The 11,893-nt window shown below is 70.0% G+C and carries 7 protein-coding genes and 1 tRNA gene; 6 read left to right on the top strand and 2 right to left on the bottom strand.

The genetic code is table 11. From position 1 onward, the window contains the following. Positions 1–9 precede the first annotated feature (9 nt). Positions 10–153, bottom strand: coding sequence for a hypothetical protein (locus tag JIAGA_RS34675; RefSeq protein ID WP_157553291.1), 144 nt, complete (start codon positions 151–153; stop codon positions 10–12). A gap of 441 nt (positions 154–594) precedes the next feature. Between JIAGA_RS34675 and JIAGA_RS34670 the strand changes: the two genes are divergently transcribed. From JIAGA_RS34670 to JIAGA_RS0118050, 6 genes are all read left to right on the top strand, one after another. Further along, positions 595–735: a hypothetical protein gene (locus tag JIAGA_RS34670; RefSeq protein WP_157553289.1), complete on the top strand. Its 141-nt coding sequence runs from the start codon at positions 595–597 to the stop codon at positions 733–735. 903 nt (positions 736–1,638) lie between these two features. Next, positions 1,639–2,673 (top strand): multicopper oxidase domain-containing protein, encoded by a 1,035-nt coding sequence (locus JIAGA_RS0118075; protein WP_026876753.1) that lies wholly within the window; start codon positions 1,639–1,641, stop codon positions 2,671–2,673. Between the two features lie 96 nt (positions 2,674–2,769). Then, positions 2,770–6,864 (top strand): ThuA domain-containing protein, encoded by a 4,095-nt coding sequence (locus JIAGA_RS0118070; protein WP_084469772.1) that lies wholly within the window; start codon positions 2,770–2,772, stop codon positions 6,862–6,864. A 99-nt stretch (positions 6,865–6,963) separates the two neighbouring features. After that, positions 6,964–10,035: an OmpL47-type beta-barrel domain-containing protein gene (locus JIAGA_RS33265; protein ID WP_157553287.1), complete on the top strand. Its 3,072-nt coding sequence runs from the start codon at positions 6,964–6,966 to the stop codon at positions 10,033–10,035. 169 nt (positions 10,036–10,204) lie between these two features. After that, positions 10,205–10,281, top strand: a tRNA-Ile gene (locus tag JIAGA_RS0118055). Positions 10,282–10,472: 191 nt separating this feature from the next. Continuing rightward, positions 10,473–10,691 (top strand): hypothetical protein, encoded by a 219-nt coding sequence (locus JIAGA_RS0118050; RefSeq protein WP_026876751.1) that lies wholly within the window; start codon positions 10,473–10,475, stop codon positions 10,689–10,691. Between the two features lie 546 nt (positions 10,692–11,237). Here the strand turns inward: JIAGA_RS0118050 and JIAGA_RS0118045 are convergent. Continuing rightward, complete coding sequence (locus JIAGA_RS0118045) at positions 11,238–11,747, bottom strand: hypothetical protein (RefSeq protein ID WP_157553285.1); 510 nt, start codon at positions 11,745–11,747, stop codon at positions 11,238–11,240. Positions 11,748–11,893: the final 146 nt, after the last annotated feature.

Here is an 11,893-nt window from a genome sequence, read left to right as displayed (position 1 = left end):
CAGGCGCGCTCAACCGAGCACCATGCGCACGGCGACGCCGAATCGGCGCAGCCCTTCGGGAACGTCGGCGGTGCCGATGGCGCCGTACCCGGGGACGACGCCGGGCCCCACCGACGGGCGCGCAGGGTCGGCGGCACGACTCCGCACAGCCACGACACGGCCGGCGGCGGGGAGAGCACGGCTCGCCTGCACGCCGTCGCCGCCTGGGACGAGGGACCGTTCTTCGACCCGGCCGAGCGGGCGGCGTTCGCACTGACGGAGTCGATGACGGGACTCAGCGAGGGCGTGCCGCGAGTGCTGACGCCTCCCATGATCATCGGCGATCGACCCCGCTATGACGGGGTCGATCGCCGATGATCATGGGGCGCAACCGGGACCCGGCCCGCTATTGACGTGCCGTTCCTCCTGGTTCATGCTGAGGCGACAGCCGCGATTCCCGCGAGTCGATCCTCCAGTTGCGTCCGCGGGCGCGGCGTGAGTCCGAACGACAGCTCGACGAGCTGAATAAAAGGTTCCGGTCTGGGCATGGCCGGCGACGGCAGGTGCCCATGTCGGTCAGCGTCACGCGTGGCGCCGGCCAGGACTGGAGGTGTCGTGACTCACACGTTCGCCAGACTGCGCCCCCGCGCCCGGCTACGCCGTTGGCTGGTGGGCTCCCATCAACCGATCATGAGCATTCGTCTGTCCGCGGTGGTCATCGCCCTCCTGGCGTTGCTGACCGTGACCGTGCGCTGAGAGCCGCCCACGTCCTGTTGTCGCCCGGACCGGCGGAGCGTCGGCGGGCCCGCACGGCGCCGACGTCGGCGAGCCGTCGGACCACGCGTCGCCGGCCGGCTGCGGTACGTCCGGCGACACTCCTCGCGGCGAGCCAGCCCGGGCTCCCCCGGGCGCAGCTCCGCCGGCCCTGACGTCATGCGGCGCGGCAGTACTCCCGCGCGCGTTCTCGGGCCCTGGATCGGGCGATGGCGCGACCGGCGACCCCCGGCCAGGACGTTCGCCGGAATCCGGGACGTGCATCATGCGGCCAGGGACGACGGGACCAGGAGCGGCACACTGGCCTGCGGGACTGAACGACAGTTCACGGAAATCACCTCGACGTGTGACGACCTGTGACGATCCGACTCCCGGCGACGGTATGGCGACGTTGCCGCGACTCCGACGCCCTCGCCCGCGGCTTCGACGCGCCGGGCCGACGCTCCACCGCTGACGAGCAGGACCGTACCGACCCTGTGACCGGCAGGGCAAGCGTTACGGGCAAGTAACTTTCGAAAGTTGAGCAAGTGCCGTCCTAAGTCGAATCGACCATCGACACGGCGCGCCCCATGCCGGATCATGAGTCCGGGCAAACCCGGGCATCGGCCGCCTGATCTCGTGAGACTCGGTCGTTTTCGACGGCGATAGATCGCCAACCTGGCGGGTGCGCATCCAATAGCCATCGGGCATTTGATGACAAGCACGAAACTTTCCGTTGACGCGCACGCAAAAGTACCCCTACTGTGCGATCTCGTACGCGTCGGTGGAGATCGCCTGCGGCACGAGCGCGCGCACGGCGAGCACGGGTCTCCACGTCACCGCGACGCGCACACCCGACCCGGTTCTCCGGTGCAGGCGCCCCGGGGCTGACGGAATGGAGATCCGATGGCTGACAACCACGCTCCCAGCACCGCCCGCAATCTCACCCGCCGGTCGATCCTGGCCGGCGCGGCTGCGGGAGCGGCTTTCCCGGCGGTCGCGACGGCCGCGAGCTCGGCGCCAGCCGCCGCACCGCAGGCAGAGCGCACGGCCCGCGCGTCCGGGAAGACCCACCGGATCACGCTCTACGCCGAGGCGATCGGCGACACGCTGTACGGCTACGGACTCGCACCCGGCGAGGCCACCATCCCCGGGCCGCTCCTCGAGATGGTCGAGGGCGACACGATGGAGATCACGCTGGTCAACACCACTGATCGGCGGCTGTCCATCCACCCGCACGGCGTCAACTACGACGTGCACTCCGACGGCAGTCCGTTCAACGCGTCCGCGGTCGAGGCCGGCGAGACGCGCACCTACGTGTGGACCACGACCGGCCAGCGCTCCGGCCCCGGGCGGATGTGGCTGCCCGGCAGTGCCGGCTACTGGCACTACCACGACCACGCGCTGGGCTCCGACCACGGCACCGAGGGCATCCAGAAGGGCCTGTACGGCGGGCTCATCGTGCGCCGCAAGGGTGATGTCCTGCCCGACAAGCAGTTCACCATCGTCTTCAACGACATGACGGTCAACAACAAGACGGCGCCCGACACCCCCATGTTCGATGCCGTGCTCGGCGAGCGGGTGGAGTTCATCGCGATCGGCCACGGCAACATGGAGCACACCTTCCACCTGCATGCACACCGGTGGGCCGACAACCGCACCGGCATGCTCGAGGGCCCCAACGACCCGAGTCCGGTGGTCGACAACAAGGACCTCAACCCCGGCAACTCGTTCGGGTTCCAGGTGATCGCCGGCGACGGCGTCGGTCCGGGCGCGTGGATGTACCACTGCCACGTGCAGTTCCACTCCGACCCCATGTCCGGCATCTTCCTGGTCCGCAACGAGGACGGCAGCATCCCCGACCACGCGCAGGAGGCCATCGACTATTTCCACGGGCACCACCACGGCGGACACGAGGGGCACGAGGGCCACTCCGGCTGACGCCAGCGCCGTCAGCCACCACCACCCGACGACATCGCGACGACAGGGCCGAGAACGCAACAGCCACGGGGCGCACCATCGATCGAAGGAGCAACGATGAGACGCAGGAGCCTCGAACGTCGAGACGGAAGCCCACCGGGGCGGTCGGCCCCATGGCGCCGCACGATGGTCCTGGCCGGTAGTGCGGCGCTCGCGCTGAGCATGGTCGCGCTGCCCGCGCAGGGCCAGCCGGAGCCATCACCCAGCCCGACGAGCTCGGCCCCGGAAGTCGAGGCGGCCCCGAAGGCCGGCGCGGAGTCGGCGGACACCGCTTCTCCCGCTGCCCGGCAGGCCCTCGCCGCGGCCAAGGCCGAGGCCGCTGCCGACGGCGTCGCCGTCCTGGTGTTCCACGGTGCGGCCGACGCGCAGGACGACCCGGTCGCGGAGGCAACCCAGGCGATCCAGGAGCTCGGCACCGAACACGGCTTCACCGTCGAGGTCTCCTCCGACCCGGCGGTCTTCTCCGCAGCGAACCTGGCGCAGTACCGCGGTGTCGTCTTCCTCTCGGCCCAGGGCACCGAGCTGACCCCCAGCCAGGAAGACGCGCTGGAGGCCTTCATCGAGGACGGCGGCGGCTTCCTCGGCATCGGCGACGCGTCCCGGGCGCAGGAGCGCTCGGAGTGGTTCACCGGCCTCATCGGCACCCGGCCGGTCGGCGCGCTGCCGGACCCGCTCGACATCGCGTCGGTGTCCGCGAGCGCGAACAACCCGCCCAATGAGGACGCGCCGAAGGTCGTCGACGGCAACGTCAACACCAAGTGGCTGGGGTTCGTGCCCACCGCACAGATCACGGTGCGTCTCACGGAGCCGGCCGCGGTGAACCAGTACGCGCTGTCGTCGGCCAACGACGCCGCCGGCCGCGACCCGCAGGACTGGACGCTGCAGGGTTCGGCGGACGGGCAGACCTGGACCGACCTGGACCGGCGGACCAACGAGGACTTCCCGGAACGCTTCCAGACCAAGGCCTACTCGTTCGAGAACACCCAGGCCTACGAGTACTACCGGCTCGACATCACCCGGAACTCCGGCGACACCCTCACCCAGCTTGCCGAGTGGCAGCTCTTCGCCGGCGACGTCATCGAACCGGAGCCGGTGCAGCCGCAGGAGGCGACGGTCAGCATCGTCGACCGCCAGCACCCGGCGAACGACGGGCTGCCGCTGACCCTGACCCGCACGGATCGCTGGACCAACTGGGCGCCGAACCCGGTCGGCACCGTGCACACCGTCGCGCAGGTGCAGGAGCGCACTTACGAGCCGGGCGAGGGCGCGAACGGCGCGTTCCACCCCATCTCGTGGTGCCGTGACTACGACGGCGGCCGCTCGTTCTACACCGGCATGGGCGGCACCGCGGACAGCTGGTCCGAGGACGCGCTGCGCAGCCACGTGGCCGGCGCCATCCAGTGGGCCACCGGCATGGTGCGTGGCGACTGCCAGGCCACGATCGGCGCCAACTACGACGTCGAGCGCCTGACGGCGCCCAACCAGCCCGGCCAGCTCGACCAGAACGGCGAGCCGCACGGCCTGGATGTTGCCGCCGACGGCACCGTGTTCTACATCGGCAAGGCATCCTGCGCCACCGGCCCGGTTGTCCCGTGGGACGACCCGAACGTCGGCCGCGGCTGCGGCACGATCCACCAGTGGGACCCGGAGACCGGTGACGTGAAACTGCTGACCTCGCTGGACGTGTTCGGCAACCGGGGTAGTGGCGGCGAGCTGGTGAAGACCGAGGAGGGCCTGGTCGGCATCGCGCTGGACCCGGACTTCACCGACAACGGCTGGATGTACGTCTACTGGATGCCGTACGAGTCCATCGACAAGGAGCGCCGGGTCGGCGAGCGGACGGTGTCGCGGTTCACCTACGACGCCGCCACCGAGTCGATCGACCTGGACAGCCGCGAGGACCTGCTCGCCTGGGAGACGCAGATCCACAGTTGCTGCCACGCCGGTGGCGGCATGGACTTCGACTCCGAGGGCAACCTCTACATCGGCACCGGCGACGCCAACTCCTCCGGTGGCTCGAGCGGCTACTCGGGCAACAACTGGACCCAGGAGTTCGCCGGCATCTCGTTCCAGGACGCCCGCCGCACGTCGGGCAACACGAACGACTTCAACGGGAAGATCCTGCGGATCCACCCGGAACCCGACGGCACGTACACCATCCCTGAGGGCAACCTGTTCACGGGCGAGGAAGAGGGCGGCGGCAAGACCCTCCCGGAGATCTACGTCATGGGCGTGCGCAACATCTCGACCCTGTACGTGGACCCGGTGACGGACTACCTGCATGCCGCGTGGGTCGGCCCGGACGCCACGAACCCGAGCCCGGAGCTGGGCCCGGCGAAGTACGAGACCGCGACTATCATCACGTCGGCGGGCAACCAGGGCTGGCCGTACTGCATGGGCAACCGGCAGCCGTACCGCGACCGCAGCAACGAGGACGCCTCGGTGCTGACCGACTGGTACGACTGCAAGGGCGACCTGAAGAACACCTCGCCGCGCAACACCGGCCTCGTGGACATTCCGGACGCCCGGGACAACATGATCTGGTACTCGCCCGGTGGCGGCAACCCGGTCTTCCCGGACCGCGGCGACGGCATCCCCACGTACAACAACGCCGACGCCACCTACACCTTCCCGTACCTGCGCAGCGGCGGCTGCCAGGCCGTCATGACCGGCCCGACGTTCCGGGAGTCGCAGGTCGACACCGACAGCGGCGTCTCCTGGCCGTCGTACTGGGAGGGCAAGTGGATCATCGGTGACAACTGCGGCTCGAGCAGCCGGGTGGCCGTCACCGTCGACCCGGAGGGCATCGAGAGCCAGAGCCCGCCGCTGTTCGGCGAGAACCTCGCGCCGATCATCCCGCACGGCGCCGGGAACGACCAGCTGAACGGCTGGATGATGACCTCGCGGTTCGGCCCGGACGGCGCGCTGTACATGTCCGACTACGGCGGCGGCTTCTTCAGCCTCACGCCCAACCAGAAGCTGATCCGCGTCGTCTACAACGGCGGCCCGGCCACACCGGTGGCGGCAGCATCGGCGACGGCCGTCCAGAACAAGCCGCTGACCATCGCCTTCACCGGCGCCCGCTCCGGCGGCGTGTCCTACGCGTGGGACTTCGGTGACGGCGCCACATCGGACGAGGCCAACCCACGGCACACCTACGACGCGGTGGGCACCTACACCGCCACCCTGACGGTGACGTACGCGGACGGCGAGACGATGAGCACCGAGCTCGACGTCGTCGTCGGCTGCACGGTCTCCGACGACCGCGACACGGTCTGGCTGCGTGACACCGACACCGGCGTGACGAACGACGTCGTCGGCGGCGGCTGCACGGTCAACGACCTCATCGACGACGAGAGCAGCTGGGCCAACCACGGCGCCTTCGTCCGGCACGTGACCGACGTCGCGAACGACCTCGTCGCCGACGGGGTCCTCACCAGCCGGGAACGCTCGACGCTGACCCGGGCCGCGGCCCAGTCCAGCATCGGCAAGCCGGGCGACACCGGCTGGGACGCCATCTTCGACGGGACCGCCGAGTCCCTGCAGGGGTGGACCCAGGCACCGGGCGGCTTCTTCGAGCTCCAGGACGACGGCACGATCATCAGCCGTGGTGGCCTGGGCATGCTCTGGTATTCCGAGCAGGAGTTCGCCGACTTCTCGCTGCGGTTGCAGTTCCGGGACGTCTCCACCGGCAACACCCGGGCCAACAGCGGCGTGTTCACCCGGTTCCCGAACCCGGACGCGCCGCTGGCCGAACGGCCGGAATGTGGCCGTACCGGGTCGGCGGCCTCGTCCCCGGCATGGGTCGCGATCTACTGCGGCCACGAGATCCAGATCTACGACGGCACCACCGGCGAGCCGCAGAAGACAGGGTCGATCTACAACTTCGACCCGCGCGGGCTCGACGACGCCGGCGTGACGCCGAAGGGCGAGTGGAACGACTACGAGATCCGCGTGGTCGGACAGCAGTACACGATCATCCGCAACGGCGTGGTGATCAACGAGTTCGAGAACGCGCCCGGCATCACGTCGTCGCGTCCGAGTGACCCGCCGACTGACCTGCGTCAGTTCCTCAGCGGCTACATCGGGTTGCAGAACCACGGCAACAGCGACCTGATCGAATTCCGCAACATCCGAGTTCGAGAGCTGTAGCCCCGGCGGCCGGCCGGCGCGGGTGCGGTCATCGACCGTCCCGCGCCGGCCGGCCCACCGCCGGGGTGCGCCCCGGATTCACGAGAGGTGCACATGCCCATGTTTCGACGACTGCTGGCGGCCCTGACCGGCCGCCATCACAGCGCCGCGGCCCGGTCGCGGACGTCCCGTCAACTGACGGTGGCGCTGCTGACGGCAGCGCTCACCGCCCTGTGCCTGGTGCCGGCGTCGGCGTCGCTACGCGGCGAGCCGTCGCCGTCGCCGTCGTCGGCGGCCGCCGACCAGGTGCTGACCTGGACCGCGAACAACAGCGTCACCGACTACGCGTCCTTCCCGACCACGGCGACCGCCGGGCCGGCGACCATCGTGTTCGAGAACAGCGTGGCCACCGGCAACACCACCGGTATGCCGCACACGCTGACCTTCGAGACGGCGAACCCCGACTACAACCAGGACGTCTCGCTCGACATCACCGCCACCCCGTTCGACGGCAACGGCGGCCGGTGGCAGGCGGAGGTCACGCTCTCCCCCGGCACGTACTACTACTTCTGCGCGTTCCCCGGCCACGGCGAGATGAACGGTGTGCTGGTGGTGACCGGCGACGGCGGGGACACGACGCCGCCGGAGGTCTCGGCAACGGTCAGCGGCGACCAGAACACCGAGGGCGACTACATCGGCTCGGCCACCGTCACGGTCAACGCGACCGACGCCGGATCGGGCGTCGACACCGTCGAGTACGAGATCCGCGACACCGGGTTCCAGCCGTACACGGGACCGGTGACGGTCAGCGAGCCGGGTGACTACTCGGTGCAGTACCGGGCGACCGACAACGACGGCAACGTCTCCGAGGTCGGCTCGGTCTCCTTCACCGTCGTGGAAGCGGAGCCGGACGACACCACACCACCGACGGTGTCGGCCAGTGTGGCCGGCGAGCAGGATGACGACGGCAACTACATCGGGTCGGCGTCGGTGACCGTATCCGCCACCGACGCGGAGTCCGGGGTCGGCTCCGTCGAGTACAACCTGGACGGCGCCGGGTTCACCCCGTACACGACGCCGGTGGTTGTCGACGAGACCGGCGCGCACACGCTGCAGTACCGGGCGACGGACAACGCGGGCAACGTCTCGGACGTCGGGTCGGTGAGCTTCACCGTCGTCGAGCCCGAGCCGGACGACACCACGCCGCCGACCGTGTCCGCAGCGGTGGCCGGTGACCAGGACGACGACGGCAACTACATCGGCTCCGCCACCGTCACCGTGAACGCGACCGACGCGGAGTCGGGCGTGCAGTCCGTGGAGTACAACCTGAACGGCGCCGGTTTCGTCGCCTACACCGGGCCGGTCGTGGTGGACGACGTCGGCGCGCACGCGCTGCAGTACCGGGCGACCGACAATGCGGGCAACGTCTCCGAGGTCGGGTCGGTCAGCTTCGCGGTCGTCGAGCCGGAGCCGGACGACACGACACCGCCGACGGCCTCCGCGGCGGTGGCCGGCGAGCAGGACGACGACGGCAACTACATCGCGTCGGCGACCGTGACGGTCACGGCGACCGACGCCGGGTCCGGCGTCGCGTCGGTGGCGTATGCGCTGAACGACGGCGCCTTCGTGCCGTACACCGAGCCGGTGGTCGTGTCCGAGGTGGGCGCGCACACCGTGCAGTACCGGGCGACGGACAACGCCGGCAACGTCTCCGAGGTCGGGTCGGTGAGCTTCACCGTCGTCGAGCCCGAGCCGGACGACACCACGCCGCCGACGGTGTCCGCGGCGGTGTCCGGCGACCAGAACGAGGACGGCGACTACGTCGGTTCGGCCTCGGTGAGGCTCACGGCGTCGGACGCTCAGTCCGGGGTCGCGTCGGTCGAGTACAACCTGAACGGCGCCGGTTTCACCGCCTACACCGCGCCCGTCGTGGTGGACGAGGCCGGTGCGCACACGGTCCAGTACCGGGCGACGGACAACGCCGGCAACGTCTCCGAGGTCGGGTCGGTGAGCTTCACCGTCGTCGAGCCGGAGCCGGACGACACCACGCCGCCGACGGTGTCCGCGGCCGTGGCCGGCGACCAGGACGACGACGGCAACTACATCGGCGCCGCCACCGTCACCGTCACCGCGACAGACGCCGAGTCCGGCGTCGCCAGCATCGCCTACGCCCTGAACGACGGGGCGTTCGTCGACTACACCGAGCCGGTCGTGGTGTCCGAACCGGGTGAGCACACGCTCCGCTACCGGGCCACCGACAACGCGGGGAACACCTCGGAGATCGGCACCGTGGCATTCGGTGTCGTCGAACCGTCGCCGGACGACACCACGCCGCCGACGGTATCCGCGGCCGTGGCCGGCGACCAGAACGAGGACGGCGAGTACATCGGCGCCGCCACCGTCACCGTCACCGCGTCGGACGCCCAGTCCGGGGTCGCGTCGGTCGAGTACAACCTCAACGGCGCCGGTTTCACCGCCTACACCGCGCCCGTCGTGGTGGACGAGGCCGGTGCACACACGGTCCAGTACCGAGCGACCGACAACGCCGGCAACGTCTCCGAGGTCGGATCGGTGAGCTTCACCGTCGCCGAACCGGAACCGGACGACACCACGCCGCCGACGGTATCCGCGGCCGTGGCCGGCGACCAGGACGACGACGGCAACTACATCGGCGCCGCCACCGTCACCGTCACGGCGACGGACACCGGGTCGGGCGTGGCGAGTGTCGACTACGCCATCGGCGACGGTGCCTTCATGCCTTACACCGAGCCGGTCCGGGTCAACGACGTCGGGACGCACACGGTGCAGTACCGGGCCACCGACAACGCCGGCAACACCTCCGAGGCCGGGTCGGTGACCTTCACCATCGTCGAGGGCGACGGGGACGCCTGCCCGGACTCCGACACTCGCGACACGGTGATCATCGGCGGTATCGACTCCACCGTGGTGAACGTCGACACCGGTGACGGCTGCACCATCAACGACCTCATCGACGAGGACGGCGACTGGCCCAACCACGGCGCCTTCGTCCGCCACGTCACCGCGGTCGCGAACCAGCTGGTCACCGACGGCGTCATCACCAACCGCGAGCGGGGCATGATCACCCGCACCGCCGCGGCCTCCGACGTCGGCCGGACCCCGGCCGAGGCGACGACGACGGCGTCGGCTGGGCACACGCACCACCAGCACTGAGATCGACCGGAGACCCGTTCCCGGGAGCCGCAACGCCGCGGCTCCCGGGAACGCCTCGTTCCGGGGGCCTCCGCCGGGCGCCGGTGGCTCACGGCTGGGCCGTAACCGGCCCGGCGCGGTAGGGTTCTCGCGGCGCGGGCCCACGTGCGGGGCGGCCCGGCACCTTCCTGGGGCGGTAGCTCAGCCGGTTAGAGCAGGGGACTCATAATCCCTGGGTCGTGGGTTCGAGTCCCACCCGCCCTACCAGTGCAAACGTCATTCAGAGCTACCATTCCCGAACCCGCGTGGCATGGTTCGTGGCATGCATCACGGATCGGCCGCGTGTGCGCGGCAGGGGTCACCCTTCTTGTATGACTGGTTCCAAGGGACGGCGTCGTAGCCGTCAGCGGGGAAGCATCGAGCCCTCGCGAGCGGCCTGGTACAGGATCACGCTGACCTTGCGCCGAGGACGTCTGCGGTCGGTCTACCTCGAGCACGACGCCGAACCACTGCTTGCCACGGAGCGGGTCACCGAGTCGAACGTCGCATACATCGATGGCCGCCCGGTCTTCGCCCACGACGCCTACTTCGGCGGCGTCTTCATCGAGCCAATCGACGTTCTGCACGAGCACAACGCGTGGCTCAAGTCGCCGCCCACCGGCCCGGCCGGCAGGTAGGCCCGCGCGTGACTGGACGAGCCCACGCCACTGCTCGTCGACCAGTTCCCGGGCGACTTGGTCGGCTTGACCGCCGAGCAGTGCTGGTATGGCCTCCAGGAGGCTCGGGTGCATGAGTATCGCGGCCGGCTTGCGGTGGGCGCCAATCACCGCCGTCTGCCCCCTGCCGGGTGCTCTCGATCAGCCCCGACAGGTTCTTCCGCGCATCACAAACGGTGAAGATCTCAGGGAGGGCCATAACAAGCAGGGCCAGCTGCGCCACGGCTCACTGGCCACCACCGACCGGTACATCCGCCACCTAACCTTGGCGACGTCATCAACGTCATGCGCGGCCGGGCCTGGTGAGCGCCGAAGAATCGCGCCATCGGCCCGACGTGGCCGTCACCCCGGGTCTGAGGAGGTGTGGTTTAGGGCGCCACGAGCAGGTCAATCAATGTGCTGGGCGATTCGATGTCCGGCTCTTCTCGGTAGCGGGCCGCCGTGTCGGACGAACCTGATCGCGACCCGCCGCGACCCAAAGGCCCCGCGCTGCTGACAGTTGCTGGCTCACACCGTCGCGGTGACGGTGACGGTCCGGACGCGGTACCGGCTAGCGGCGGCGCTGAGCGGGCTGGGGTTGCGGGCGCAGGCCACGATGTGCAACGCCGACGTCGTGTCCAGGAGGGCGCACAGCTGTCGCGCGACGCCGAAACTGTCCAGGCGGTCGGCGTTCTCGATCACGACGATCAGCCGCTCGGCCACGCGCTCGAGGGCCGCCGCCACGCCCAGCCAGGCCGTTCCCGGAAGACCGGGGCTGGCTGCTGCGGTCAAGCCGGCGGAGACGATCCCGGCCTGGACGAGGCTGGACTCGAGGCGCTGGAAGAACGCGTCCGCGTCGTCGCCGCCTTCGGCGTCGAGCCAGAGGATCGCCGCGCCAGTCTCTTGTTGCCGCCGCAGCCACTCGGCGATTTTCGGGATGCCGCCGTCGGTGCGTTCAATCAGGGTCAAGGGCGCGAGCTCGTCCAAGCGCGTGGGCGCCGCCCGTGGTGGATCGGTGATTCCCGAGGTCATCGTCAACAACCTTCAGCGTCGCAGGGAGCTTGGCCTCGGGGGTCGCGCGGCGGTGCGCGGTGGGTCGGGCAATGACGGCCGGGTCGCCCGCCGACCCCCGTACGGCGGGCGACCCGTTGTGGCGTCCCGGTCCGGCAGAGGGGGCTCCGCCG

The organism is Jiangella gansuensis DSM 44835, assembly GCF_000515395.1.
Taxonomy (GTDB): Bacteria; Actinomycetota; Actinomycetes; order Jiangellales; family Jiangellaceae; genus Jiangella; species Jiangella gansuensis.
The sequence above is the reverse complement of the archived record's forward strand: the minus strand, read 5'-3'. Positions and strand labels throughout refer to the sequence as shown.